This window comes from Pararhizobium sp. DWP1-1-3 (assembly GCF_049896125.1).
In the GTDB taxonomy this organism is placed as follows: Bacteria; Pseudomonadota; Alphaproteobacteria; order Rhizobiales; family Rhizobiaceae; genus Pararhizobium.
The window spans coordinates 287,362-313,421 of the sequence record NZ_JAFCTR010000002.1; the positions used below are offsets into that span (position 1 = coordinate 287,362).

Here is a 26,060-nt window from a genome sequence, read left to right on the forward strand (position 1 = left end):
CGTCGATCAGGCCAGTGTTCAATCAAGCAAGTGGTCCATCAAGCAAGTGCGATCCGGGCGCCGGCAAGGCTTGCCGCGCCGGTGACAATGCCGGTCTTCAGCGCCGCCGTTTCGGCCAACAGGTTTTCGGCGGCGAAACGGCAAAGCGCGATGCGGACATCGCGGCCGCCATCACCCACATCCGCCAACCCGCCCTTGGCGAGATAGACGCCCGTCAGGGTCAGGCCGAACAGCCGCTGATAGGCGGTCGCACCGGCAAGGGCATCTGCGGACTTGCCTTCGGCCAACCGAGCCAGAAGCCATTCGGTGGTTTCTTCCAAATCGGCGATCGCATCGTCGAGCCGGCTGCCGGTTTCGCCGAAATCGGCAAGGTTGGATGAACCGACCTCTTCGGCCACGGCCTTCAATTCGGCGATGAAGCCGCGCACATGGCCGCCGTCGGACAGAGGCAGCTTGCGGGTGACGAGATCGATCGCCTGGATACCGTTGGTGCCTTCATAGATCGGTGCAATCCGGGCGTCGCGCAGATAGCGCGCGGCACCGGTCTCCTCGATGAAGCCCATGCCGCCATGGACCTGGATGCCCATCGAGGCGGCGTCGACACCGACGTCGGTGCCGAAGGATTTGGCGATCGGCGTCAAAAGACTGGAGCGCTCCTGCCAGTGGCGGGCCTCGTCGCCTTGCGACACATGCGCCCGGTCGACGGCACGGGCGCAGGTCAGCGCGATGGCGCGGGCGCCCTGGGTCAGCGCCTTCATGGTCAGCAGCGTGCGGGCGATGTCCGGGTGCTCGATGATCGGGCTCATGCCCGTGCCCTTCCAGCCCGGTGCCTTGCCCTGCGTGCGTTCGCGGGCATAGTTGAGCGCATGCTGGGTGGCGGCATCGGCCATCGCCACGCCCTGTATGCCGACGGCGAGGCGGGCATTGTTCATCATCGTGAACATGCAGTTGAGGCCCTTGTTCTCCTCGCCGACAAGATAGCCGACGGCGCCCTTCTCATCGCCGAACCGGCCGTCGCCATAGACCATGGTGCAGGTCGGCGAAGCATGGATGCCGAGCTTGTGTTCGAGCGAATGGCAGAACAGATCGTTGCGGGCCCCGAGCGAACCGTCGGCGTTGACAAGGAATTTCGGCACCAGGAACAACGAGATGCCGCGCGTTCCTTCCGGCGCACCGGCAATCCGCGCCAGCACCAGATGAACGATATTACCGGTGACCTCGTGGTCGCCCCAGGTGATGAAGATCTTCTGGCCGAAAATCCGGTAGGTGCCATCGTCGCGGCGCTCGGCGCGGGTCTTCAAGACGCCGAGATCGGAGCCGGCATGCGGTTCCGTCAGGTTCATCGTCCCGGTCCATTCGCCGGAAATCATTTTGGCGAGGAAGGTTGATTTCAGGGCTGGGGAGCCGTGCTTTTCCAGCGCATCGACAGCGCCCATGGTCAGCATCGGCGCCAGCGCAAAGGCCATCGAGCCGGCATTCCAGAATTCCATGGCGGCGATATGCAGCATATGCGGCAGCGCCTGGCCGCCGAATTCCTCCGGCGCCGTCAGGCTGTTCCAGCCGCCGGCCGCCCAGTTGCGATAGAGATCGGCCCAGCCTTCCGGAATCTGCACCTTGCCATCGACGAGCTTCGATCCCTGCCGGTCGCCGATATCGGCCAGCGGTGCGACTTCCTCCGTGGCAAAGCGGCCCGCTTCACCGACGATCGCATCGACCAGATCCTCATCGAGATCGCCGAAAATGCCGGCGGCAAGATCTTCACCGAGCCCGGCCACATGCTTCAGCGTGAACAGAATTTCCTCAACCGGTGCCTTGTACATCGTCGTCTCCTCCTGCAATCACCTGACAACATTGCCGCTCATCCGTCCAGCAATGGCGTGTTCGTTGGTGCCGAAATTATTGATTTTTACGTAAACGTCAATATTCGATCCGTGGCAGTTATCACGGCTGGCGGCCAGGCCTGTAACAAAACTGTCATGAAACCCGCATACAGCGAAGTCTGGCCTCTCCCGGGACAATGCCGCATGAATCTGATCTCGACCGAAATACCGGGGCTCGTCTGGGCCTATCGCTTCCTGCCGGGCGAAAGCCGTTGCGTGCGGATCGCTGCCGATTCGTCCATCGATGCGCTGCTGGAAGGCGACGGCTGGGTCTGGCTGCATCTGGCGCTCAGCGATGCGCGCACCCCTGCCCTGATCGAACGCATCACCACATTGCCGCAGAATGCGCTGTCGACCCTGACCAGCCATGACACGCAGGCCGCCGTGACCATTTCCGACGACATCGTCTATGGCACGCTGGTCGATTTCGAACGCACCTTCGATGCGGAGACGAAGACCATCGGCTGGCTGCATTTCACCGTGACCGAAAAGATCATCATCACCACGCGGCTGCATCCGCTGCGCAGCATCGACCGGGTCAAGGCGGCGGTGGAGAAGAATGCCCGCTGCGCCCGGCCGATCGATCTGTTCGAGATGATGGTGGTGGAATTCCAGCGCACGTTGATCAGCCTGGTGCTGGAACTGACCGAAGATCTCAACGTCATCGAGGACGATGTCTATGGCGAGGCGGGACACAACCACCAGCCGCGGCTGGCACCGCTCCGGCGAACCGCCGTTCGTCTGCACCGGCATCTGCGCACGTTGCTGGCGCTGTTGCGGCGAGCCGGCACCTCGGAGGAGGACGAAGTGCCGGAGGGCTTTATCGACGTTGCCGAACGACTGTCGGACAGGCTCGAAGCGGTCGACCGGGATGTGTTCGCGCTGCAGGAACGCGCCCGCCTGCTGCATGAAGAGATCGACAGCAAGCTCTCCTCGGAAACCAACCGCCACCTTTACATTCTCTCGCTGATGACCGCTTTCCTCTTGCCGCCCACCCTTGTCACCGGCTTTTTCGGCATGAACACCAGCGGCCTGCCTTTTGCCGAAGGCATTCATGGCACCTTGCTCGCAGGTTTTCTGATCATGATGTCGATGGGCGTCGCCTGGACGATCCTGAAGCGGATCGGAATTCTATGACGACATGAAAATGGCCGGAGATAAATCCCCGGCCTGAGTTTGTGCTGATCAGATCGTCGAATCAGTAGGGCGAGTTGCACTGCCTGCGCGGGCCGTTGTTCGGCTGATAGGTATTGTCGTAGGCGCGGTAGCTGCGATAGCGGTTGGCGCACCATTCGACATGGCTGCCACCATAGCGTACCGGTGGCTGGGCGACCGCACCGCCGATGATCGCGCCGGCCGCAAAGGCGCCAAGCGGGAACCACACCCCATTATATTCGCGGTAACCGGGGCGGTAGTAATTATAACCCCGATGGCCGTTGTAGTAGGAATAGCTCCCCCGGCGATAATAGCCATTTCTATTGTTATAGACGCGCCGGTTGGTGTAGCGCGGCCGGTACTGACCATCGCCTCGGCGGGTGTATTGGACGGGCTCGACATTCGCCCGTTCAGCCGCGACCGGGACGGGAACCTGGGTGACGGCCTGCGAAGGCGTAAATGACGTGGCCAGCAACACAGCGGACAGTGCCAGCGATGCCACCCTTAATTTGAAAACACCCATTGGGGCTCCTCCATCAATTGCTATCGGACGATATTGTCGTGCCGATGGAACGATTTGCGGCGGTCTTTGTTCCACGGCACACTGCAACTAAACACGTTCACGGAATACGCGCCAGACGTGTTAATGCTCGGTTAACCATCTTTCCGCACCCTCGTGACATGGAAAAGCGCCGGACCACACGCTTGGGCAAGTTTTTCCGCCTCGCCGCTTGTCTCGGCGTCGCGCTGCTTTCCGGTGGCGGCCTGATCCCGGACACATCGGCACGCGATCTGATGCCATGGAAATCACCTGACCACGCGCTTGTCATCGATGCCTATGAACTCAACATCATCGACTGGGACGCGATGCTGAAGGACAAGCGCATTGCCGGGTTCATCTCCAAGGCATCCGACGGACTGCCGGAGAGTTTTGACTGTACCGGCGATCACGCCGGCGATACCGTGGCCCACTGCAAGACGATGTGGCGCAAATACGCCGTCAGCCGCGAGCTCTACCAGACACGCCGGCTCATCGCCCGCGCAAGCGGCCTGCTCTGGGGGGCATACCACCTTGCCCGGCCCGGAAATCCGGTCGACCAGGCCAATCACTTCCTCGATTATGCCCAGCCGCGCGACGACGAACTGATGGCGCTCGACATCGAGGGCATCGATCCTGAAAAATACATGTCGCTGGAAGATGCCGCGATTTTTGCCGGCCATATCATGACCCGCACCGGCCGCTATCCGATACTTTATACCAATCACACCACCGCCAGATACATCGCTGCCAATCGCGACCGGTTCCCGATCCTGTCGCGGCTACCGCTGTGGTATGCCCGCTACAAGCCCGGCATCCGCAATGTCTTCCCGATGGGAAACTGGAACGATTACGCGCTCTGGCAGTTCTCCGCCGGTCCGAACTGCGGCAAGCAGCGCTGCCCTTACCGCGTCGCCGGAACCCTCCCGGATATCGACGTCAATGTCGCGGCCATGGATGCCAAGGCGCTGAAGGCGATCTGGGCCAAAGGCGAACTGCTGCCGGAGAAACCGTTCGACAAGCCTGTGCTGATCGCCTCGGGCAAAGCGGAATCCTTCTCCGGCGCCGGCATAAGCATTGATATGACCATGACGGGATCGATCGCCAAAATATCGATTCCGCTGGGCCTTCGCTAGCCATCGCCAATGCGGTGCAACTGACATTACACTACGAGCCGAAACGCAGCGTCCGGGGTGACCCTGTCCGCCCTTTTTTTTAACGAACCGTCGCTGACGCTCCCGTCAGGCTGCGCCGCTGAGCTGTTCAGCCTGACTTTTCTCTTCGGATTTGCAGGCGTTTTCAGCCGAAACAGCCGGGCCCCAACGTTCAGCCTCCTGTCAGCAGACGAGCGCAAAAAAGGGGATCGCCACCCTCCCTGCCCTGATTGCCGGAGCCTGCCTTGAATTTTCGCTCACTGAAGCGGCCCGTCATGGGCAGCATCCCGCTCAGCCTGTCGGCCGCCTTTTTCATTCTCCTTTTCCAGAACCTGACATTCTGGAACGAAGCGTTCTATGTGTTCGGCGGCTTCCACCTCGGCTTCTATACGTTCGTCGCGGCGATCACCCTGCTTGTCATTGCTGGCGTCGTGCTGTTCTCGGTCAAGTACCTGATCAAGCCGTTTCTGGTCTTCCTTCTCATCGCCGGGGCGATGTCCTCCTACTATACCGATTTCTTCGGCGTGGTGATCGACAAGGACATGATCCGCAACGCCGTGGTGACGACACCGCAGGAAGCCGGTCCGCTGATCACCGGCACGTTTCTCCTGCACATCCTCCTCTACGGCATCCTGCCATCGGCGCTGGTCTGCCTGATCCGGATCAGACATCGTCCCTTCATCGGCAAGTTCTTCGTGAACGTCGCGGTTATTTCGCTCTGCCTGTCGCTGTGCGTCGGGCTGATCGTGTCGAACTATTCGGGGATATCCTCGAATATCCGAGAACATCGCGACATGATGGCCAAGCTGACGCCGTTTGCGGCCATCACCTCGGCGATTGGCCTCGGGGTCAGCACCTATCGCGAGATCGGTATCGTCCGCGCCCCGCTCGGCACAGACGCCAAGCTCGGCCCGATCTACGCACAAGCGAAGAAACCCGTCGTCACCATCATCGTCGCCGGTGAAACTGCGCGCGCCATGAACTTTTCGCTGAATGGCTATGACAGGGAGACCAACCCGGAACTGAAAGCCCTTGGCGTCACCAACTTCACCAAAACCACCAGCTGCGGAACCGCGACGGCCGTCTCATTGCCCTGCATGTTTTCGGTCTATGGCAGAAAAGACTATTCCGACCGCAAGGCCCGGTCCACCGACACGCTGATGGACGTTTTGCGCCGCGCCGGCGTTGACGGCTATTGGTGGGACAACAATACCGGCAGCAAGGGTATCGCCGACCTCATCAGCTTTGCCAGCCTGACCAAACAGAAAAACAGCCCGCTCTGCAGGGATGACGGCTGCCTGGACGACATTTTCCTGAGCAAGCTCGATGAAAAGCTTGGCGGCATCACCAGGAATACCGTCATCGTGCTGCACCAGCTCGGCAGTCACGGTCCGGCCTATTATCAGCGGTATCCGGAAGAATTCCGGCGCTTCACGCCCGACTGCCGCACGCCCCAGCTCTCCGATTGCTCGCGCGAGGAGATCGTCAACGCCTATGACAATTCGATCCTCTATACCGACCATAACCTCGCCGAGGTGATCAAGCTTCTGAAGAAACACCAGGACAGCGTCGATGGGGCGATGATCTACATGTCGGATCATGGCGAATCGCTCGGCGAGAACGGATTGTTCCTGCATGGCGCGCCGTACATGTTTGCCCCTGCGGAGCAGACGCATGTGCCCTTCATCGCCTGGTTTTCCGACCGGTATGCCCAGCTGACGGGCCTCAACCGCAGATGCCTTCAGACCTATGCGGATGCGCCGACCTCGCACGACAACCTGTTCCACACCGTGCTGGGGATGATGAACGTCGTCACCAAGGTCTACAATCCGGCGCTCGACGTGTTTGCAGCCTGCCGCTCGACGGCGGTAGCAAGCCCGGCCGTTCCGGAATCGTAGAACCGCGATTGTAGCAATCCGGCCAGTTTCATGTATTTCCGACGTCGATACGCGATTTTCCCGATCGGGGTATCTGGGGAATATGGACCGGGTGGGTGCGCTTGATATCGATGGCCGGCGGCATGGATAGTTCCGCTTCCAGCAGTGCCATCTCGATCAGGAACACAAGCATCTTCTTGTCGCTGCGTTCGGCGCTCATCTTCGAGGCCTGGAGAAGCTCATAGGTCAGATCTTTGGTTCGCATATGTCACGCCCCGTATCGATTGCCCCTTGAGGCTAGGCCCCGCAACTTACGCGAAGCTTGCCACCGCGAAACACCCTATGATGGTTTTTCAAGGCTGCCGCCTGCAGGCGGCGAGGCCGGGCAGGTTCTCACAGTAAACGACATATTTTCTCGCTAGGTTGTCCCGCACAACGGGCGTTATGCCTCGATCTGTACGTCGCCGATCGGCCGTGAACAGCATGCCAAAATGTAGCCTTCGTCGATTTCGTCGTCCAGAATACCGCCATTGTGGTTCATCTCGACTTCTCCGGAAATCTTCATCACCCGGCAGGTCCCGCACAAACCACCCTCGCAGGCAGCACCGATGCGCACGCCGGCCAAGCGCGCCGTCTGCAGGATGGTCTGGCCGGGCTGACACTTGGCGTCCTTGCCGGCCATGGTAAAAGTGACGGTGGAGACGGCTGCCGCATCCGCTTCGCCTGCCCCGGCGCGAATGGCAAGCTCTGCCGGATCCGGCGCATTGGCCGGCTGAAAGCTCTCCTCGTGGTAGCGGTTCATGTCGAAGCCGACGCTTTCCAGCATCGATTTGACGCCGCGCATGAACGGCTCCGGGCCGCAGCAAAACACGGTGCGTTCGCGGAAATCCGGTGCCAGCAAGGCGAGTTTGGAGGTCTCGATACGGCCACGCAGCCCGTGCCAGCTGTGGCGCGGCGCATGGGTCTCGACGATGAAGCCGAGATTGAGGTTCGGCATATTGCGGGAAATGTTCTCCAGCTCGTCACGGAACAAGAGATCATCCGGCTGGCGGGCGCAGGACAGAAAAGAGACGTCCGTCTGCGGGGCGCAATCGGCCATCCAGCGGGTCATCGACATCATCGGCGTGATGCCGGACCCGGCCGAGATGAACAGGTATTTTTCGCCGGGATGACGCACGAAGGAGAAGTCGCCGAGCGGTCCGAAGGCCTTCAGCTTCATGCCCGGCTTGAGGGTTTCGAACATCCAGCGCGTGCCGATGCTCGACGCCTGCGCCTTGACGGTGACGGCGACCGAAAACGGCCGCGACGGCGTCGAGGACAGGGTGTAGGTGCGCATCACCGGATCGTCCGCCTTAACCGGCAGCTCGAGCGTGACGAACTGGCCCGGCAGATAGCGGAACCAGCTGTCCTTGTCGGCCTTGAAGCCGAACGTCATCACGTCCGGCCCTTCGGCGGTGACGGAGATGCATTCCAGGAGCTGCTGCCGGTCGTTGAACGGCTGCAACTCGTCAAAGTGCCGGAAGGATGAGGCAATCGTCATGTCAGGCGACCCGAACCAGAGGGGTGGAGATGGAGCTGCCCTGCAGGCGGTCCGCCAGGAAGTTGGTGTACCATTCGACGAACTGCATCACGCCGCCTTCATGCTCCGGCGAATAGGGACCGGGCTGATAGGCGGGCGAGCGGATGCCGAAGGCGTTTTCCTCGACGATCTGGCGGTCCTGGTCGTTGGTCTCGGTCCAGACATGCGTCAGCTCGTCGATGCTGTAATCGACGCCCTCGACGGCATCCTTGTGCACCAGCCATTTGGTGGTGACCTGGGTGAGTTCGGGCCCAAGCGGCAGGACGCGAAAGGTGATGGCGTGATCGGCCAGCACATGGTTCCAGGTGCTCGGATAGTGGAACAGCAACAGCGTGCCGATATGGTTCTGGCTGACATCATCGGACAGCTGGCGCTTGACGGCGCGCTTGCCGGACATGGTGTAGCTTTCAGCGCCCTCGATCAGCGGCATGCGGGCGACGCGGAACTGGCCCTTGTGATCGATCTTGAACTCGCTCGGCAGGCCGGAGGCTTCGCAATGTGCCCAATGGGCGGCGATGACCGGATCGTCCTTGGCGCCCTGCACGCCGGTTGCCGTCGGGGCTTCCGGATAGGTGCGGCAAAGCTCCGGGTGGTTGGCGGCGCAGTGATAGCATTCCCGGTTGTTTTCCCAGACGAGCTTCCAGTTGCCCTTCTCGATGATCGTGCTTTCAAACGCGACCTTGGTGTCTTTCAGATTGTGCGGTGTCACATAGGACGAGACCATGTCGCGCACCGGCTGGAAATCCATCGCCTCTTCGGCCAAGCAAATGAAGATATAGCCGCCGATGGTTTCGCAATGGATCGGTTTCAGGCCATGCTGGTTCTTGTCGAAATCCTCGCCCATCTGGCGGGCGAACAAAAGCTTGCCATCCAGCTCGTAAGTCCACTGGTGATAGGGACAGACAAGCTTGGCGGACGAGCCCTTGGCACCGGCGCAGACGCGCGAGCCGCGATGGCGGCAGGAATTGTGCAGCGCCCGCACGGTGCCTGTGCGATCGCGGACGATGACGACCGGATACTCGCCGACCTGCACGGTGAAATAATTGCCGGATTTCGGGATTTCGCAGTCATGACCGATGAACAGCCAGTCCTTGTACCAGATTTCCTCCATATCGAGCCGGTAGAGATCGGGATCGGTGTAGAAGGCCTGCTCAAGACTGTGCGTGCCGCGCCGGTTCTTCAATGTGCGGAGGACTTCGCTGCGGAGATCCATGGTCATTTCCTTGTGCTCGCCAACTTTTTGAACGTTGCAGCAGACAGGAAAGGAACCGCCGGCGCGCCGGGAGAGCGCGTGGCTACAGTGGTTCTCCTTCCGGCTGCCCGCCGCAACCCAGATATCAATTTCATCACAAGGCTGGTTTCCGGGCTCTGGAGCTGTCCTTGCGGACGATCCCGGCGCCTTCCCGGATTTCTCCAGTGGCCTTTTGCCGAGGTTTCGCTCCACCACCGTTGCGGGGGCAGCGCCGGATTTCGACCGGCTTCCCAATTCTCCGCCCTTCCCTATAAAGACGGCACCTTGAGTGTCTTCATCTAATCCGCACGCCCGGAAAAACAGCCGCCAGTTTACGACATCCGATTCCAGAAAGACGACACGGAAGAGATTGCATGCAGCCACGGCCCATGTGGCTATTTTATAAGCATAAACAACGTGATCTGCTGAATTTTCAGCAAAAGGCCGGTTTTCCGCGCAACGCTTCGGCAATCGGCTGCGAAGCGGCCTCTTTGCGACATCGCGCGGCACCAGTGCTGGCGCCGCCATGTGCATACTGCGCGGCAAAAGGTTGATGCCTGGAAAGACTGCATTAACCATAACACGTTAGCTTCATCTCGTGAGCGATTACGCCCCGGAGTGCTTTGTCTGCATTCCGCGCATTCTGGTACAGGCCGATGTCAAACTTGAGATATTTCGATGCCGCCGCAGTCAAGAAGCCGGCTCCATCGCCGAAGGCGGCGATCTATACCGAATTCCTGCGCACAGGGCGGATCAACCGGCACCAGCAGGAATGGAGTGCCACAGAAAAACGCTATCTGACCCATCAGGAAGTCGCCACCCGCACCGGCAAGAAGCTCGAAGCGGCCGGTACCGCGACGCATGAGCGGATCAACGGCTTCCACCGGTCGATCCGGTTTCCCAGACTGCTTTTCCACCGCACGCTCGCCGATAGCCCGCATCTCGGTTACTGCCATGTGACGGCCGCACGGACGAAATTTGCCAAGTTCGAGGACGTCCGCTGGTCGTTCTACATTGCCAATTTCTTTTCCGATATCGGCGACGACCAGCATTTTTTCGAAAAGATCAAGCTCGGCTATGCACGGATGTATTTCGCTGTGGCAACCGAGATGGACGCCGAGGCCGGCAAGCTGACGGTCAATCGCGCGGTGCATGACAACGGGCTGTTGTTTCGCACCCGCGACCCCAAGGAAGCCCTGAAGAACGTGCTTCTGCTTGGCGCCCGCAACGAACAGCTTCGCAAGATCATCGGCAGCCTCTGATCACTGCTTGTAGATCAGCCAATCGCGCCCGGGCGGCTGCTCGCCTTCGGCGCCATGAACGATGGTCTGGTCGCCGCCCTTGCCCTGCGCCCTGGCAAGCGCCTTTTCCGCCGTACCGACAAGATCGAAGGCGTTGCTGGCATCATCCGACATGCAGATGCCCACCGAAAGCGTCACGCAGCCGAGATCGCGCCCGGTTTTCGGATGTGTGAAATGCGTGCCGCGCAAGGCCGAGCGCAACAGCGCCACAAGCCGCACCACCTCCCGCTCCTCGCCCGCATTGACCAGAAAACCGAAACGGGTGCCGTCGAAACGGGCGACGAGTTCGCTTGACGGAAACGCCTGCTGGATGATGCCGCCGATATGCCGGGCCAGCGGCTCGGCCAATGCCGCCGCCTGCTCTCCCGATAGGCGGCGGCTGGTATCGGGTTCGGCGATGGCGATGCCGCAGGCAAGCGGCAGATCCGGATCGGCATAGACCTTGGCCAGCGCCTTGTTGAAGGCGCGGCGATTGGCAAGCCCGGTGACTGCATCCGAAAATTTCCGCGCTTCGAAGTCGGCAAGATCCTTCTGGACGCCGGCAATGACGGTCGATTGCGCCGTGACGCTCTGCTCCATTTCGGCATTGTGCGACACCTGCCGCTCGGTGGCCCGCTTCAGCGCCTGGATGGAATTGGCAAGCGCCGCCTGGCTCGCGTCACCGGACACCACCAGCGCCTTTGTCGCCTCGCTGATCAGCTTGCCATAATCATCAAGCTGGTCTTTTTCGCGCGACAGGAGGTTCATGAAATTGCTCATCTCGTCGCGCACGATCGTCGTCGATCGCGCCAGCACGCTCGCCTCGTGGTGATGCGGCAGATATTTGCGGCCCAGTTCATCGAGCGCCGTTTGCGACTTGTACTTGCCGAGCGCGATGAACTCGCGAACCAGGTCCGGATTGGCCCCGCCATAAGCCTCGTAGACGAGTTCGTAATTCCTTGGGATGGCATCGATGCCCATCTGATGCATGGCGGTGGCGATGCGCAGCGCAAGGTCGTTCGGCATGGATTTCTTGTTGGCCATAAGGGCTCCGGCTGAGTGCAGAATCCGACAGCTAGCATGGGCAACTTTCCCCGCTGCTAACCGGACCTGTCGCATTTTAAGAAACCCGAATTCCGGCTGTCGCGAAAAGGCACAATCGGCGCCAGCCTTCACATCGCCAGCGAATGCGCTTGGCAACGTCCAGCTTCGCCCTGTAAAGGAAACGCCGGAGCGCCTGCCTGGGTTTTTAAGGACTGGCGCATTGACGTTTGGAAGTTTGATGGCGCTGATCATAGACACACGGACCGAGCCGGACCGCGCCTTGGCGGCCGCCTGCGAAACGCTTGGCGAAGGCCTGCCTGTGGCGATTCCGACAGAGACGGTCTACGGGCTGGCGGCCGACGCCACCAATCCGGACGCGATCAGCCGAATCTATGAAATGAAAGGCCGTCCGCGCTTCAATCCGCTGATCTGCCATGTCGCCGATTTTGCCATGGCGGAAGCCCATGTCGCCTTCGATCCCCTATCGCGGAAGCTGGCCGAAGCCTTCTGGCCGGGACCGCTGACGCTGATCCTGCCGATCAAGCCGGACAGCAGCGTCCATCCGCTCGCCTCCGCCGGCCTCGATACGCTGGGCATCCGCATGCCGGACGGTTTTTCACGGGAGGTCATCAAGCGCTTTGGCAGCCCCCTGGCAGCGCCCAGCGCCAATACTTCCGGCAAGATCAGTCCGACCAGCGCCGCCCATGTCGAAGCCGATCTCGGCGACAAACTGGCACTGATCCTTGATGCCGGCGCTGCGGAAATCGGCCTGGAATCGACCATCGTCAAGGTCGAGGGCGATGAAATCCGGCTGCTGCGTCCAGGCGGTCTGGACGTCGCCGATATCGAGGCGCTGGCCGGCAGGAGGGTCGCGAGACCGGACACAGCCGGAGCTGCAATCGAAGCGCCGGGCATGCTGGCTTCCCATTATGCGCCGGGCGCTGCCGTGCGGCTGAACGCAACGGATGTGAAAGCCGGGGAAGCGCTGATACGGTTCGGCGGCAAGCCCTTGCCGGGCGAGGAAAACGCCGTCGTCGTTTTGGATCTCAGCCCGTCCGAAAACCTGCGCGAAGCCGCTGCCAATCTGTTTGCCTTCATGAAACGGGCCGATGCCTCCGGCGCCCAAACCATTGCCTTCGGCGTCATCCCCAATGAGGGGCTTGGCGAGGCAATCCTCGACCGGATCGAACGGGCTGCTGCCCCACGGGAATGACCCTATGACCAACGCCCTGCCCTCTGCCGATCTCATTGCCCGCTTCGCTGCCATTGTCGGCAACGGGAATGCACTGACGGATCAGGCCGACATCGCGCCTTATCTCATTGAATCCCGCGGCCTCTACAAGGGCAATGCGCCGCTGGTGCTGAGGCCCGGCAGCGTTCAGGAAATCTCGCAGATCCTCAAGCTTGCCAGCGAAACCGGCGTCGCGATCGTGCCGCAGGGTGGCAATACCGGCCATGTGGCGGGACAGATCCCGCGCACCGGGGCCGCCGATATCGTCCTGTCGTTGCAGCGGCTGAACCGCATCCGCGATATCGATCCGGTCGGCAATGTCATCGTCGCCGATGCCGGCTGCATTCTCGCCGATATCCAGAAGGCGGCGGAAGCGCATGACCGGCTGTTTCCGTTGTCGCTCGGCTCGGAAGGATCCTGCCGGATCGGCGGCAATCTCTCCACCAATGCCGGTGGGACTGCGGTTCTGGCTTATGGCAACATGCGGCAACTCTGCCTCGGCCTCGAAGTCGTTCTGCCGACCGGCGAGGTCTGGGACGGGCTGCGGCGGCTGAAGAAGGACAATACCGGCTACGACCTGCGCGACCTGTTCATCGGCGCCGAAGGCACGCTCGGGATCATCACCGGCGCGGTGCTGAAACTGTTTCCGCGGCCGCGCGGCCATCAGGTCGCTTTTGCCGGCCTGAAGAGCGTCGATGATGCGCTCAGCCTGTTCGACAAGGCCTCCAGCCTCTGCGGCACGGCCCTGACCGGTTTCGAACTGATGCCGCGCCTCGGCGTCGAATTCACCGCAAAACACATTCCCGGCGTGCGCGATCCGATGGACACCGTGCATGCCTGGTACGCGCTGATCGACATCTCGACCTCGGATTCGGCCGAAAGTGCGGAACGGATGATGTCAGCGCTGCTCGAAACCGAAATCTCCAGCGGCCTCGTCGAGAATGCCGTCGTTGCCGCGAGCGAGGCGCAGCGCAAGAGCCTCTGGCACATGCGCGAAAGCATGTCGCCGGCGCAAAAGCCCGAAGGTGGATCGATCAAGCACGACGTATCCGTGCCGGTCTCCAACATTCCGGCGTTCATGGCGGAGGCCGACGCTGCGGTAATGAAAGCCATTCCAGGCGCCCGCATCTGCTCGTTCGGGCACATGGGCGACGGCAATATTCACTACAATATTTCGCAGCCGGTCGGTGCCGACAAGGATCAGTTCATAGGCCGCTGGCGCGAGATGAACGCCATCGTCCATGGCATCGTCCTGAAATACAACGGTTCGATCTCCGCCGAGCATGGCATCGGCCAGCTGAAGCGCGACGAACTTGCCGAAGTCCGCGCGCCGATCGAGATCGACCTGATGCAGCGCATCAAGCATGCCTTCGACCCGGCCGGGATCATGAACCCCGGCAAGGTCCTCAAGGCCTGACGAGCAGAAGGTCAGTAGCCACCCATGCGCAATTGCGACAGGCTGAACAACGTGTCGGCACTGATGCCGCCGCCGCCGCCCGACAGGATCAATTGGGCGCCGGACACATCGACATTGTTCTCGACATCGTAGAGTGCGGTGAAGCGACGCAGCAGCTTTTCCAGTTTTTCCGGATCCTGCAGATCCTTCACATCGAGCACGCGGTTGATATAGGCATATTGGATATCGACATCGGCGCTCGACATCCCGTCGGGGATGCTGAACGCCGTCCGGATGACTTGCATCAGCGCGCCGTCGGCCAGGAGATCATAGGCGGTGTTGACGCCTGTCGCCTGACGCCGGAAATAGAGCGCAAGCCGCACGCCGGCATTGTCCTCGCCCTTTTGCTGCTCAAGCGTCTGGTTGAGGTAGAGATCCTCGGTCTCCAGCAGCCCGCGCTTGGTCTGTATGCCGATTTCCGGCCGGGCCAGATTGCCCTTGCTGTCGAAATTGTAGGAGGCGACCAGCTCCTTGTAGATCGTCGTGTTCGGCTCCGTGTTGATGAAGCTGTCCGGATCGTTGACATCGGATTCGAACATTTTGCGGAGGTAGTCCGTCGTCACCGTTTCCGGGTCCAGCTTCGCGGCGACTAGCACGAAATCGACCAGGCGCCGGTTGGACAGGAGATCGTCGAGCGATTTGATCTTTTCGACTTCGGCGCTGTAATATTTCGCTTCGGCGGTCGCCTTGGTTTTGTCATCGTCCGTGGCAAAGCGGCTCTTTTCGATGACATAGGATTTGGCGGTGTTGAGAATTTCGGATTCGGCCTGCGCCAGCATCGGAATGCCGGCCGACCCGTCCGCATTGAAATTGAACGCCTTCGCCAGCTGAAGATAGCGGTCGTCCTTCAGCGTATAGACATAGCTCTTCGGATCGGTGAGATCGCTGGTCAGCACCTTCTTCATCTTGCGCACCGTGTCGCCCTCGTTTTCGAGGCCGACGGCGGTCAGTGCCAGTTTCATGATCTTGGCATCGGAGAGCAGGTCGTCGACATTGGAGACGACCTTCATCAGGTTCTTGAAGGAATTGATCAGGGTCTGGTCGGCGGCTTCGTCGGCGTCGTTGTAGCGGACCATGTAGTAATCGGACGTCACCTTGGTTTGCGCCGCCGTCTGCGGTTTATCGCCGGCTGCAAGCGTACCGTCGGCCTTGAAATTGAACGCCGCCCTCAATTCCTTATAATTGGCGTTGTACTCGCCCCCCTTGGTGTTGACGAAGCTCGTCGGGTCGTTCGGATCGCTGGTCAGAATGCTTTCGAGCGTCGCTACCGTCGAGCTGGACGGCAGGCCGAAGGCTGTGAGGATGTAGGAATAGAGCCGGCTGTCACCCTTGATCTGTGCAACCGTGGTAATGGTTCCGATCTTGTCCTCGTAATAGGACTTGTGCAGCAGGGCGACCGATGTCGTGGCGCGCGGTGCCTTGTAGGCATACACTTCCATAGTCGCCTTACGGCTGTCTGCCGCCTGCGCCGTTCCGCCAGATGGCACCGAACCATCGGCTGCGAAATCGTACATCAAGGCCAGATCCTTGAAGACGGCGAGCCGCGCGATCGTCGAGGAACTCTCTGCAACCTTGGCATTCAAATCGGCAGAATAGAAGCTGGTGCCTTTCATGGTCTTGAGCGCAGTCTGGCGCTGCTCGATCTGCGCCTGAAACGCGGCCCGTTCTGCCTCGGTGATATCCGGCTGAGCCATCTGCGTTTTCAAACCGGCGATTTCGGCCTCGACGCCGGCATAGGCATCGATATTGCCGGTCATTTCCGGGAAAGCGGTATTGATCGTGGTAATGTTGTTCTGCAGGGTCGTTTTTTCGGCCTGCAACGTCACCTTGTCTGCTTCCGGTGTCTCGGGCAGCGCCAGCAGGGCGTCGATCTTGGTTATGCGTGCCTGCGACAGGCCCCGGCTCGTCAGGGCGGAAAGCGCCTGGGTCGATGAAGCCTTGGTCGCCTCTGCGGCCGCCAGCGCGGGTGCAAAGTTTTTGTTGTAGTAGCTGTTCGGATCGCTGGGATCGCTGACCAGCGCGCCGCGCACCTGCTCATAATTGAAATATTTCTCGTCAACGCCGAACACCCGGAACGTATAGGATCGTAACCTATCGTTTTGCAGGAACTGATCCACGTTGGTGATTTTGTCCATCATTGTGTCGTAGTAGCGCGTCTCCTGCGCCATCTTGGAATCGACGTTGGCGACAGACCGGGTATAGAGGCCGATCAACGCGTCCTCCTGTGCATCACTTTGGACCACCTCTGTCGACTGGGAAAAGCTGAACGCCCTGGCGAAATTTCCATAGCGCTCGTCCGTCAGCATATTGGCGTAGCTGCTGTCGTCGTTGAGGTCGCTCTCCAGCACCTTGCGCATGAAGGCCTTGGCATAAGTCATGTCTTCCAGGCCATGCGCCTTCATGGCATAGGCATAGAGCCGGTAGTCGCCGAGGAACTCTTCGATCGAAGTGACTTTGCCGATATTGGCCTTGTAATACTCGGTTTCGCGGGCGACCAGCGTCTGCTGCGACGTGCGCTGAAGGCTCGTCTTCATGTCGCGCGTGAGGAGATTGTAGTCGATATATGTGGAAACCATTGCCGCTCTGCCGATCGCCTGAAATTGCTCGACGCTAAGACGTCCGGATGGACGCAATGCCGCGCAGTGCGGCCATGATCCGCACTACAATCGCTGGTCATGCTTGTGCGTGGCTTTTCCTCAACCCGGAGGCACGGGATCGGCGGGTCGGAAAAATGCGGCCGATTTTCTTCAGATTTCAGAAACCCTGCTGCGTTGGCCTTTGCTAACCATCAGGAAATGCAAAGTTTTTTAACTGCGATTTTTAAGTGGTCTCAAACCCGGCCCGCCTATCCTTGGCCCACAGAGGACGAAAAGTCCCGACGAGAAGACCGGGAACCGGCTCTCAAGGAAAACAAGGGCGATTGAAATGCTGAAGACACTTTCACAACCGGCTTGGGTTGAAACCACACTACGCATGGATCCGAAACGCTTTCCCCAGCAGGCAAGCTACACCTTGCACGGACAGTCCAGCAATGTCACCATAAGCCTGGACGAACGTGGAGCGGTGCTGCGCAAGGTTTTGCCGTCCAGCGGCTTGCCGCTGTCGATCGCGCTGCCGGCCCGCGCCTTCAAAGGGGTGGCCGCCCGCGCCATAGACCACGGAGACGGAGAAGTGACCGTGACGCTTGAACTGCATCATGATGACCCGGATCTCTGCATCCCGCTTCTGGTTGCCCACGATCTTGCCGACATTGCCGCCGATTGGCGCACATGGTCGGAAGCCTACCGGATCCCGATGCTGATGGTCGAAGCCGACGGCGTCGCCCGCCCGTTGGAAGATCATCTTGGCGAAGTCCGGACCCGCGATATCAAGCCGCGCCGCCGCCATTCGCTGTTCAACGACCGCCGCCCGCGCTTCCTGATGCGCCGCGCAACCGGCAGCCTGGGCGTCAACTTGAAGATCGACGGCCGGGAAATCATCGCCCGCAACTGATTTTCGACACAATCTCCAAGCCTCCTCCAGTGCAAAAGACCGGCTGTCCCTGCAGCCGGTTTTTTGTTTTTCTTTTCAGACCCTTATCGAGCCTTTGGAAAACCTTGGAAGCGCCTTTTTGATGCCACAGGCAGACGGCACATTGCCGCAACGAGAAGGAGACAAATCATGCGCACATTCATCTTCGCGGCGATTGCCGCCTTTTCCACCCGCTTTGCCCGGACGAAGAAGAACCGGAACAAGGAATTGAGCTGGGCTTGAGGCTTTAAAGCCCAGCTCCCTTGGCGCTGCAAGCGCTGCCCGGTGAATATTTCCTGACGCGACCCCTGCCCTCCGGCCAACCGGAGGGCTTTTTCATGCCAGCCGAACCAGCAGCGCGGCGCAAAGGCCGGCAAAGACGATCATTCCAACAACATGGTTGAACCTGAACAAAACCATGCATTGCTTGGCATCGTGAATATCGAGCACGAGAATCTGGTAAAACAGCAGGACGGCTGCAATCAACAGGCCGATATAGGCCAGCAGCCCTGCACCCGCGAGCGCAAACGAAACGAACAGCAGCAGGGTCGTCAGCCCATAAAGAGCAAAGAGCCACGGGCGCGGGCGTTCGCCGAACCGCCGCGCGGTCGAGCGCACGCCGATCAGTTCGTCGTCCTCCCTGTCCTGATAGGCGTAGATCGTGTCATAACCGACCGTCCAGGCGATGGCTGCGGCATATAGCACGACCGATGCCCATCCGATCGTTCCGAATTCCGCCGACCAGCCCATGATCGCGCCCCAGGAAAAGGCAAGGCCGAGGAAGAACTGCGGCCAGTCGGTGAAACGCTTGGCGAAAGGATAGACGGCGACGAAGACCAGAGAGAAAACGCCGAGGAAAATGGAAAAACCATTGAACTGCAGCAGCACGATCAGACCGGCGAGCGCCTGCAGCACCATGAAGATCTTGGCCTGCAACCGGGTGACGCGCCCGGACGGCAAAGGCCGCGAGCGGGTACGCGCCACTTCCATGTCGATATCATGATCGACAATATCGTTGTAGGTGCAGCCGGCGCCGCGCATGGCGACAGCGCCGATAAAAAACAGGATCAGGTGCAGGACGAAACGGCCGGGCGAAAACGTGCCCAGCGCCGCCGCCGTATTGGCCGCCAGCGCTGCAGACCAGAAGCAGGGCCACATCAGCAGCTGCCAGCCGATCGGCCTGTCCCAGCGGGCAAGCTGCGCATAGGGCCAGAGCGGCCTTGGCAGCACGCGGTAGACCCAGTTGTTGGACGGCGCATCTTGGACGCGCCCGGAATCGGCAGGACGTGTGTTCATGCCGTTTGTTTGCAGCGCCGGCGGCCGCCGGTCAAGCCGACAGGCCGCCTGCCGGCAAAGCCGGCGGCTATTCCAGTGTGAAATCGAAACGGTAGGTGGCCGAGAGACCGACCAGGAACTGGTTGCGGCTACCGCCCTCGTTGACGATGCTCGAATCCGCCGCCGGGCCCATCAGCCGTTTATATTCGGCAAAGGCGCTGGTTTCGAGCTTTTCGGTTGCCTGCCAGGTGATGGCAGCGCCCGCTCCAATGGAGTTCAGGCCCCCCGAAGGGCTATATGTCGAATAGCCCGACTTTGCCGATTCCGAAGAGTTGACGCCGTAATAGGCATCAAAATAGTCGCTGGTGGCCGCCGACAGGCGTGGACCGGCCGAGATACGCACATTATCGCTGACATCGACGAACCCGTCGGCAGCGACATCGGCAACGAGACCGTGATGGCTGCGGATGCCCTGGCGCAACTCGGCGCGGACGCGCAGCCAGTCGGTCGGATAGACCTCGGCAAAACCGCCGAGTTCGCCGCCGAAGCGGACGGGATCGAGCCCCTTGAGATCGGACGAGGTATCGTCATCGCGTTCGAAGATCAGCTTGCCGACGACACCGGCGCGAAAGGCGCCCTTGTCGACGAAGGCGAAAGCCGGATTGTCGTTGCGCGAGGAAAACCGCACCGTGCTGCCGGCCCGGCCAAGCGAAATCAGCGGCGCAGCCTGGAAAAGGCGATCGGACGAGCCGTCGTATTTCGGTCCGATAAAGCCGGTCGCGCCGACTTTCAGGTACCAGTCTCCGGACCAGAAATGCTGGCGCTCCTGCGCCTGGGCGCAGACGGACGTGGCGAGGAACAACCCTGCGGAAAGGGCAAACAAGGATCGGTGGAACACGTCGCAACTCCAGACACAAAACGCTTCGTTCAGCGGCTTATAGGCTTTGCCTCACTACCATCGCGTTAACCAACCGATTTCAGCGTTTATTTTCCATATGCAGTACAATCGCTCCCGTTTAGTCGCCATTTTGCCATAGCCGATGTCACGTCAGCGTGCGCGATTTCAGGTAGGTGCTGGGTGAACTCCCCAGCATCCGCCGGAACATCGTGGTGAAGGCGGCGATGTTTTCATAACCGGCATCGAGCGCGACATTGGTCACCGGTTCGCCTTCGGCCAGCCCCGGCAGCGAGGCGAAAATGCAGGCCTGCTGGCGCCAGGTGACGAAACTGACGCCGGTTTCGGCACGAAACAGCCGGGTGAAGGAGCGGCGGCTCATTCCAAGACCACTCGCCCATTGGTCGATGCCGGCATTGGCGTCGGGTGACTTCAGGAAATGCCGGCACAGCCGGCCAAGCCGTGCGTCACTGGGAAATGGCAGGCCGAGCGGCCGCTCCGGCAATAGGCTGATTTCATCCAGCAAAAGCTCGATGATCAGCCGGTTGCGGCGCGGCGTCAGCGGCTTATCCTCCGCAAGTACCAATTCTTCCATCAGGCTGGATGCCAGCGGCGTCACTGCCAGAACGCGGGGCTGAGCGGCGGATATCACCGAGGGATCGGCGTAGATGGAGTGCATTTCGACATCGCTGATCATCTCGCTGAAATGTTCGAGACCGGCAGGAATGAGCAGGCCATGACCGGGCGGGATCATCCAGCGCCCACCGGCGGTATTGACCAGCACGACACCCCGGCGGGCACACCAAAGCTGCGTCTTGGTATGGCTGTGCGGCAGCCCGCGAGAGCCGGCCAGATACTGGCGGCCGAGCGCCGTGATCGGATCATCGTTCAGGTCGATCCATAAAAGGTTCTCACGATGGACATCATCGGCTGCAGGATCCCCCGATTTCATGTCGTATTTCTGCATTTGGCCCACTCTCGAAAGAATGCGACCAGAGCACAAAAGCAGGCCATACTCAAGCGATGTAGAGACAGCACATATTCGTGGTTACAATCTCCGTCCGGCGAGGAAGACAGCATGGCGAGCATTACATCCCCCACAGGCATCAGCCCGGAAAAGACAGCGGTCTCCGTCATCGTGGCGGTCAGCTTCTGCCACATGCTGAACGACATCATGCAGTCGCTGCTGACCTCGCTTTATCCGCTGCTGAAGGAGAACTACGCGCTCGATTTCGTACAGATCGGCCTTTTGACCTTCGCATTCCAGGTTACCGCCTCCCTGCTGCAGCCCGCAGTCGGCGTCGTCACCGACCGCTGGCCGATGCCGTTTTCGCTGCCGGCTGCGATGCTGTCGACCTGCGCCGGCCTGATCACGCTTGCCAATGCCCACCAATTCTATGTGCTGGTCATCGGCGCCTGCCTGATCGGCATCGGTTCGGCGATCTTCCATCCCGAAGCATCGCGCGTCGCACGGCTTGCCTCCGGCGGGCGCCATGGCCTTGCCCAGTCGCTGTTCCAGGTCGGCGGCAATACCGGCACGGCAATCGGCCCGTTGCTGGCTGCCTTCATCGTCATTCCGCAGGGCCAGGGAAGCCTGAGCTGGTTCTCCGTCATTGCCCTGGCCGGTTTCATGGTCCTGTCCTGGGTCAGTGTCTGGTATACCCGTCATCGCCGTAGCTCGGCCGGCCGCAAGACCGTCAGCCGCGCCTTACCGCTGCCGCGCAACCAGGTGATCTGGACGCTGATCGTTCTCGTCATCCTGACGGCGACGAAAAACGCCTATCTTTCCAGCCTGTCCAGCTACTTCACCTTCTTCACCATCGAGAAGTTCGGCGTCGGCGTCCAGCAAGCCCAGATGCTGCTGTTCCTGTTCCTCGGCGCATCGGCTGCAGGCGTGATCTTCGGCGGACCGATCGGCGACCGTTTCGGCGCCCGCTTCGTCATCTGGTTCTCGATCCTCGGCGTCATTCCCTTCGCGCTGCTGCTGCCCTATGCCAACCTGTTCTGGACGGCGGCACTGGTCGTTATCATCGGCTTCATCTTCTCGTCGGCGTTCTCGGCCATCGTGGTGTTCGCGCAGGAACTGGTGCCTGGCCGCGTCGGCCTGATTGCCGGCATGTTCTTCGGTTTTGCCTTCGGTTTCGGCGGCATCGGCGCTGCGGTCCTCGGCGTCTTTGCCGATCGCAACGGTATCGAGTTCGTCTACAGGGTCTGCTCCTACCTGCCGTTGCTGGGCCTGCTGACGGTGCTGCTGCCGAAGCTTCCGGGCCACCGGTAAGACGCGACGGTTTGTTGAGGGGCGGATAAGCCCCTCAATTCCGCAGCGGCGAAAAGCCTTTCGACCACAAGGGATTGGGTCAGTGGCATCTCAACCCAATTGCAACCCCCGCATTCTATTGTAAGTATTCATCAAGCATTGAGCGTTAAGGTTCTGCCCGGGGACTATCGGGGTGAATTCGATGCGCAATACGTTAATTGCCGCTTCCACTGCGCTCGGCGTATCGATCGCGCCGGCGCCTGCGCATGCGGAAACGCTGAACCTGTTGATCTGGGAATCCTATATCGATCAGAAGATTCTTGATCGATGGACCGAGAAGACCGGCGTTGACGTGCACCAAATCTATTACGACAGCGGCGATGCACGCGACGAAGTGCTTTCGGATCCCGGCAGCAATATCGACATTGCCGTCATCGGCGAGAATGGGGCAGACCTGTTTGGCAAGCGCGGCATGCTGGAGCCGTTGTCGGACAAGAACGTCACCTCGATGAAAGACTACAAGCCCGAGTGGAAATCCCGGTGCGCCGGCTACGCCATGCCCTACCTCTGGGGCACGATGGGCATCGTCTACCGGTCCGACATGGTCAAGACCACACCGACCTCGTGGTACGACCTGATGTCGCCGGATCCGGTCCTGGCAAAACATATCGCCATGTATGACGATCACAACGAGGCATTCGTCGCGCCGCTGGCCATGCTGGGCAAATCCATCAATGCCAATGACAGCGAGACGCTGAAAGCCGCGTTCGAGGTCATGAAGAAGCAGGCACCCTTCGTTCTCACTTACGATTACGTGATCACTTCGATCCAAAGCTCTGAAAACGGCAAGAATATCTATATGGCGCTGGCCTATAGCGGCGATCAGCACGTGCTCAACGACAAGGCCGGCACGCCGGGAATCTGGCGCTACGCGGTGCCGAAGGAGGGCACCCTCTCCTGGCTCGACTGCATGGCGGTCACCGCCGCCTCGCCCCGCAAGGCGCTTGCGCTGCAATTGGTTGACTTCATCGGCTCGCCGCAAAGTGCTGCAGATAACGCCGTGGCCCTGACCATGCCGACCGCCAGCGAAAAGGCGCTCGAACTGATCCCGGCCGAAATGCGGTCCAACCAGGAAATATATCCGCCCGCCGACATCCTGGCCAAGAGCCAGTACCAGAAGGAACTATCGATCCAGTCGATCCAGACTCGCCGGCGCATCATCAGCTCGATGGCAAATTTCCAGTGACACTTGGCAAACGCGCATTCTTCCTGATCTTTCCGGTCGTTCTGGCAGGCTACCTGCTGGCCGCCCTCTCGGTCTATTTTGTCCAGGGACGGTCCGTTCTGGCACTCGAGCGGACACGGCTTTCACAACAGCTCGACCATATGGCCGCGCTGTTTCGCAACGAGGTCAGCCAGAGCAGAAGCTTTCTCTATTCCATCCTGGAAGGCAACGCCGTTCGCCTGTTCGTCTCTGAACCGGACGAGGCCTACCGCAACAATGCGCTCGGCCTGCGGTTGCAGCAGAGTGTGCGTTCGCTGTCTGATGATCCGAAGAAATTCATCTCCTTCGCCATTCTCAATCCCGACCTGACCCAGGGTTACTATTTCGAAAACAGCGATGATCCGTTCGCCGAGATCGGTGCGCCGCAATTTGCGCTGGCAAGCCGGCTTGCCGGCGGCAGCCAGCTGCGGGATTGGAGTTTTCTCCACGACGCCGGCGCACGCCAGTTGATCGTCTACTCGGAGTTCATCGACCCCGTCACCTTCAGCCGCCCGCTGCCGAGCGGAAAAGCCGATGCGCTTCTGGTGCAGGTGGCGATCGAGCCGACGCAGTTCCTGAGCATGCAGCGCACGCTGCAGCACGAGTATGAAACCGAGATCACGTTCGAGACCGCGCCTCAGACGCCTGCACCCGGCGACCTGACCGCATCCGTTCGCATGGCGCCCTCGTTGTTTGTAACGCTGACGGTCCCGCCGTCCCACGGTTCCGGCAATATGGGGCAGTTGAAACTGCTGCTGATTTTTGGCGCGCTGGTGATGAGCTTCGTCTCCGTCGGCCTGATGATCGCGCTGATCCGCCGGTTCATCACCAACCCGATCTCGGTTCTCGACCGTCAAGTGACGGCGGTGATGAGCGGCGAGAACGAAGACATCAGGCAAACCGGTGCCGAGGGGGAAATCGGCCGGCTGACCGGTAATATCAAGCAATTGCACGATCAATCGCAGCGCGCGTTGAAGCTGGTGCAGCAGACGTCCTGGACCGATACGCTGACCGGCATCAGCAACCGCGCCCATTTCAACATGCTCGCCGCCGAGGTCATCGAAACGGTCACAACGCAGGCCGGCCATTGCAGCCTGCTGTTCATCGACATCGACCACTTCAAGTTCGTCAACGACAAATATGGACATGAGGTCGGCGACGACCTGCTGAAGACGCTGGCGCTGCGGATCGCCGCAGAAATCAGCGGGATCACTGCCCGGCGGCGGATGGCGCGGGCTCTTTTTGCCCGCCTGTCCGGTGACGAATTTGCGGTTCTGGTGCAATCAAAGCCCGGTGACGGCACGATCAGGGAAATGTGCGCCGCAATCCTGGCGCTGTTTTCCAATGGTTTCGAAGTCCGCGGCAAATATTATCCGGTGACGGCCAGCATCGGCGTCGCCATCTGCCCGACGGATGCCACAAACCTTGCCGAACTGATCTCCAATGCCGATGCGGCGATGTACCAGGCAAAGACCAACGGCAAGAACCGCTCCTCGCGCTTTTCGCGGGCGCTGCAGGACAAACGCGACCGCATCCGCCATATCCAGGAGGAATTGCGGCTGGTCGATCCCGACGAGCAGTTTCATCTCGTCTACATGCCGATCGTCGATACCGGTGGCAAGGTGATCGGCTGCGAAGCGCTGTTGCGCTGGTTGTCGCCGACGCTCGGCAACATCACGCCCGATGAGTTCGTGCCGATCGCCGAAAGCACCGGCCTGTTCACCAAAATCGACTGGTGGGTGATCAACCGGGCGATGTCGGAACACAACCGTCTGAAGCAGCTGTTCGGGCCGGACGCCATTCTTGCGATCAACATCTCGTCGGCGGAACTGCACTCCAAATCGATCAGCGATTATTTCTCCGACTGCGTGGCCCGGCACGGCCTCGATCCGCGCACCATCGAGATCGAACTGACGGAAACCTATGCCGTCAAGCTTGGCGACCAGCTGCGCCGCAACATCGAGACCCTGCGCCAACGCGGTTTCCGTATCTCCATCGACGATTTCGGCGCCGGTTATACCTCCGTGCAGCAGATCATCGAATATACCGCCGATACCATCAAGCTCGACCGGGCCATGGTGCAGAACCTGGCCAACGAGGCATCGTTACCGGCCTTGAAGGCGATGATCGCACTTTGCCATGCGCAAAACATGTCGGTGGTCGGCGAAGGCGTCGATACCTGCGAGAAGCTGGCCATGCTGACTGCGGCCGGCTGCGACTATTTCCAGGGTTATCTCATCAGCAAGCCGCAGGCGCTGACCGAACTCAGCATCTGGGCGTTGAAACAGACCGTGAGAATTGCCGGCCTTTCAGACGACCGCCTGCCGTTCGATGAACACCGCCGCCAATCCGGACCCTCTGGCCTGCTGTAGCGCCTGTATCGCAGCCGTTGTGCCGATTTTGCCTTGACCTTGAAGCCCCCTCGCCTTAACCG

At 60.4% G+C, this 26,060-nt stretch carries 20 protein-coding genes and 1 riboswitch; of the genes, 10 read left to right on the forward strand and 10 right to left on the reverse strand.

All coding sequences use genetic code 11. The annotated features are described in order from the left end of the window. Positions 1-38: 38 nt before the first annotated feature. Positions 39-1,820, reverse strand: coding sequence for an acyl-CoA dehydrogenase (locus ACP7BS_RS05990; RefSeq protein ID WP_426236916.1), 1,782 nt, complete (start codon positions 1,818-1,820; stop codon positions 39-41). Positions 1,821-2,024: 204 nt separating this feature from the next. Between ACP7BS_RS05990 and ACP7BS_RS05995 the strand changes: the two genes are divergently transcribed. After that, positions 2,025-3,017 (forward strand): transporter, encoded by a 993-nt coding sequence (locus tag ACP7BS_RS05995; RefSeq protein WP_426228874.1) that lies wholly within the window; start codon positions 2,025-2,027, stop codon positions 3,015-3,017. A gap of 61 nt (positions 3,018-3,078) precedes the next feature. Here the strand turns inward: ACP7BS_RS05995 and ACP7BS_RS06000 are convergent, their stop codons facing one another. Next, positions 3,079-3,558, reverse strand: a complete 480-nt coding sequence (locus ACP7BS_RS06000; protein WP_426236918.1) for a BA14K family protein — start codon at positions 3,556-3,558, stop codon at positions 3,079-3,081. A gap of 158 nt (positions 3,559-3,716) precedes the next feature. On the opposite strand from ACP7BS_RS06000, the gene ACP7BS_RS06005 reads away from it, so the two are divergent. After that, positions 3,717-4,709 carry a glycoside hydrolase family 25 protein gene (locus ACP7BS_RS06005; RefSeq protein WP_426236920.1) on the forward strand — a complete coding sequence of 331 codons (993 nt, stop codon included), beginning with the start codon at positions 3,717-3,719 and terminating at the stop codon, positions 4,707-4,709. 293 nt (positions 4,710-5,002) lie between these two features. Next, the gene (locus tag ACP7BS_RS06010; RefSeq protein ID WP_426237458.1) at positions 5,003-6,625 is read left to right on the forward strand and encodes a phosphoethanolamine transferase; all 1,623 of its coding nucleotides are present in this window, start codon (positions 5,003-5,005) and stop codon (positions 6,623-6,625) included. Between the two features lie 28 nt (positions 6,626-6,653). Here ACP7BS_RS06010 and ACP7BS_RS06015 read toward each other — a convergent pair whose 3' ends face one another. From ACP7BS_RS06015 to ACP7BS_RS06025, 3 genes are all read right to left on the reverse strand, one after another. Continuing rightward, on the reverse strand, positions 6,654-6,869 hold the full coding sequence (locus ACP7BS_RS06015; RefSeq protein ID WP_426236922.1) for a hypothetical protein: 216 nt from the start codon (positions 6,867-6,869) through the stop codon (positions 6,654-6,656). Positions 6,870-7,046: 177 nt separating this feature from the next. Then, the gene (locus tag ACP7BS_RS06020; protein WP_426228878.1) at positions 7,047-8,144 is read right to left on the reverse strand and encodes a 2Fe-2S iron-sulfur cluster-binding protein; all 1,098 of its coding nucleotides are present in this window, start codon (positions 8,142-8,144) and stop codon (positions 7,047-7,049) included. 1 nt (position 8,145) lies between these two features. After that, positions 8,146-9,396 carry an aromatic ring-hydroxylating oxygenase subunit alpha gene (locus tag ACP7BS_RS06025; protein ID WP_426236924.1) on the reverse strand — a complete coding sequence of 417 codons (1,251 nt, stop codon included), beginning with the start codon at positions 9,394-9,396 and terminating at the stop codon, positions 8,146-8,148. Between the two features lie 122 nt (positions 9,397-9,518). Beyond that, a riboswitch (cobalamin riboswitch) is annotated at positions 9,519-9,717 on the reverse strand. A gap of 353 nt (positions 9,718-10,070) precedes the next feature. Here ACP7BS_RS06025 and ACP7BS_RS06030 point away from each other — a divergent pair. Next, the gene (locus tag ACP7BS_RS06030) at positions 10,071-10,676 is read left to right on the forward strand and encodes a DUF6656 family protein (RefSeq protein WP_426236926.1); all 606 of its coding nucleotides are present in this window, start codon (positions 10,071-10,073) and stop codon (positions 10,674-10,676) included. Here the strand turns inward: ACP7BS_RS06030 and ACP7BS_RS06035 are convergent, their stop codons facing one another. Continuing rightward, positions 10,677-11,738: a diguanylate cyclase domain-containing protein gene (locus tag ACP7BS_RS06035; RefSeq protein ID WP_426236928.1), complete on the reverse strand. Its 1,062-nt coding sequence runs from the start codon at positions 11,736-11,738 to the stop codon at positions 10,677-10,679. A gap of 238 nt (positions 11,739-11,976) precedes the next feature. On the opposite strand from ACP7BS_RS06035, the gene ACP7BS_RS06040 reads away from it, so the two are divergent. Together ACP7BS_RS06040 and ACP7BS_RS06045 are read left to right on the forward strand one after the other, a co-directional pair. Next, complete coding sequence (locus tag ACP7BS_RS06040; RefSeq protein WP_426236930.1) at positions 11,977-12,951, forward strand: L-threonylcarbamoyladenylate synthase; 975 nt, start codon at positions 11,977-11,979, stop codon at positions 12,949-12,951. Positions 12,952-12,955: 4 nt separating this feature from the next. Further along, positions 12,956-14,386 (forward strand): FAD-binding oxidoreductase, encoded by a 1,431-nt coding sequence (locus ACP7BS_RS06045; RefSeq protein ID WP_426236932.1) that lies wholly within the window; start codon positions 12,956-12,958, stop codon positions 14,384-14,386. 11 nt (positions 14,387-14,397) lie between these two features. Here the strand turns inward: ACP7BS_RS06045 and ACP7BS_RS06050 are convergent, their stop codons facing one another. Then, complete coding sequence (locus ACP7BS_RS06050; protein ID WP_426236934.1) at positions 14,398-17,001, reverse strand: DUF1217 domain-containing protein; 2,604 nt, start codon at positions 16,999-17,001, stop codon at positions 14,398-14,400. A gap of 349 nt (positions 17,002-17,350) precedes the next feature. On the opposite strand from ACP7BS_RS06050, the gene ACP7BS_RS06055 reads away from it, so the two are divergent. Beyond that, a complete protein-coding gene (locus ACP7BS_RS06055; RefSeq protein ID WP_426228884.1) occupies positions 17,351-17,917 on the forward strand; it encodes a DUF6101 family protein in 567 nt (188 codons plus the stop codon). Positions 17,918-18,271: 354 nt separating this feature from the next. Here ACP7BS_RS06055 and ubiA read toward each other — a convergent pair whose 3' ends face one another. The 3 genes from ubiA to ACP7BS_RS06070 form a co-directional block, all read right to left on the reverse strand. Then, positions 18,272-19,231: a 4-hydroxybenzoate octaprenyltransferase gene (gene ubiA, locus ACP7BS_RS06060; RefSeq protein WP_426236936.1), complete on the reverse strand. Its 960-nt coding sequence runs from the start codon at positions 19,229-19,231 to the stop codon at positions 18,272-18,274. Between the two features lie 67 nt (positions 19,232-19,298). Then, entirely contained in the window at positions 19,299-20,072 is a 774-nt protein-coding gene (locus ACP7BS_RS06065; protein ID WP_426237460.1) for a MipA/OmpV family protein, read from the reverse strand. Between the two features lie 181 nt (positions 20,073-20,253). Further along, positions 20,254-21,057 (reverse strand): AraC family transcriptional regulator, encoded by an 804-nt coding sequence (locus ACP7BS_RS06070; RefSeq protein WP_426236938.1) that lies wholly within the window; start codon positions 21,055-21,057, stop codon positions 20,254-20,256. Between the two features lie 126 nt (positions 21,058-21,183). On the opposite strand from ACP7BS_RS06070, the gene ACP7BS_RS06075 reads away from it, so the two are divergent. The 3 genes from ACP7BS_RS06075 (at position 21,184) to ACP7BS_RS06085 (ending at position 25,998) form a co-directional block, all read left to right on the forward strand. Next, the gene (locus tag ACP7BS_RS06075; protein WP_426236940.1) at positions 21,184-22,383 is read left to right on the forward strand and encodes an MFS transporter; all 1,200 of its coding nucleotides are present in this window, start codon (positions 21,184-21,186) and stop codon (positions 22,381-22,383) included. Positions 22,384-22,564: 181 nt separating this feature from the next. After that, on the forward strand, positions 22,565-23,608 hold the full coding sequence (locus ACP7BS_RS06080; protein ID WP_426236942.1) for a polyamine ABC transporter substrate-binding protein: 1,044 nt from the start codon (positions 22,565-22,567) through the stop codon (positions 23,606-23,608). Beyond that, a complete protein-coding gene (locus ACP7BS_RS06085; protein WP_426236944.1) occupies positions 23,605-25,998 on the forward strand; it encodes a putative bifunctional diguanylate cyclase/phosphodiesterase in 2,394 nt (797 codons plus the stop codon). The genes ACP7BS_RS06080 and ACP7BS_RS06085 overlap by 4 nt, the downstream gene beginning before the upstream one ends. The last annotated feature ends 62 nt before the right edge of the window (positions 25,999-26,060 follow it).

Coding starts and splice junctions, on each gene's coding strand:
- ACP7BS_RS05990 (WP_426236916.1), bottom strand. CDS start 1,820: ATGTACAAGGCACCGGTTGAGGAAATTCTGTTCACGCTGAAGCATGTG.
- ACP7BS_RS05995 (WP_426228874.1), top strand. CDS start 2,025: ATGAATCTGATCTCGACCGAAATACCGGGGCTCGTCTGGGCCTATCGC.
- ACP7BS_RS06000 (WP_426236918.1), bottom strand. CDS start 3,558: ATGGGTGTTTTCAAATTAAGGGTGGCATCGCTGGCACTGTCCGCTGTG.
- ACP7BS_RS06005 (WP_426236920.1), top strand. CDS start 3,717: ATGGAAAAGCGCCGGACCACACGCTTGGGCAAGTTTTTCCGCCTCGCC.
- ACP7BS_RS06010 (WP_426237458.1), top strand. CDS start 5,003: ATGGGCAGCATCCCGCTCAGCCTGTCGGCCGCCTTTTTCATTCTCCTT.
- ACP7BS_RS06015 (WP_426236922.1), bottom strand. CDS start 6,869: ATGCGAACCAAAGATCTGACCTATGAGCTTCTCCAGGCCTCGAAGATG.
- ACP7BS_RS06020 (WP_426228878.1), bottom strand. CDS start 8,144: ATGACGATTGCCTCATCCTTCCGGCACTTTGACGAGTTGCAGCCGTTC.
- ACP7BS_RS06025 (WP_426236924.1), bottom strand. CDS start 9,396: ATGGATCTCCGCAGCGAAGTCCTCCGCACATTGAAGAACCGGCGCGGC.
- ACP7BS_RS06030 (WP_426236926.1), top strand. CDS start 10,071: ATGTCAAACTTGAGATATTTCGATGCCGCCGCAGTCAAGAAGCCGGCT.
- ACP7BS_RS06035 (WP_426236928.1), bottom strand. CDS start 11,738: ATGGCCAACAAGAAATCCATGCCGAACGACCTTGCGCTGCGCATCGCC.
- ACP7BS_RS06040 (WP_426236930.1), top strand. CDS start 11,977: ATGGCGCTGATCATAGACACACGGACCGAGCCGGACCGCGCCTTGGCG.
- ACP7BS_RS06045 (WP_426236932.1), top strand. CDS start 12,956: ATGACCAACGCCCTGCCCTCTGCCGATCTCATTGCCCGCTTCGCTGCC.
- ACP7BS_RS06050 (WP_426236934.1), bottom strand. CDS start 17,001: ATGGTTTCCACATATATCGACTACAATCTCCTCACGCGCGACATGAAG.
- ACP7BS_RS06055 (WP_426228884.1), top strand. CDS start 17,351: ATGCTGAAGACACTTTCACAACCGGCTTGGGTTGAAACCACACTACGC.
- ubiA (WP_426236936.1), bottom strand. CDS start 19,231: ATGAACACACGTCCTGCCGATTCCGGGCGCGTCCAAGATGCGCCGTCC.
- ACP7BS_RS06070 (WP_426236938.1), bottom strand. CDS start 21,057: ATGAAATCGGGGGATCCTGCAGCCGATGATGTCCATCGTGAGAACCTT.
- ACP7BS_RS06075 (WP_426236940.1), top strand. CDS start 21,184: ATGGCGAGCATTACATCCCCCACAGGCATCAGCCCGGAAAAGACAGCG.
- ACP7BS_RS06080 (WP_426236942.1), top strand. CDS start 22,565: ATGCGCAATACGTTAATTGCCGCTTCCACTGCGCTCGGCGTATCGATC.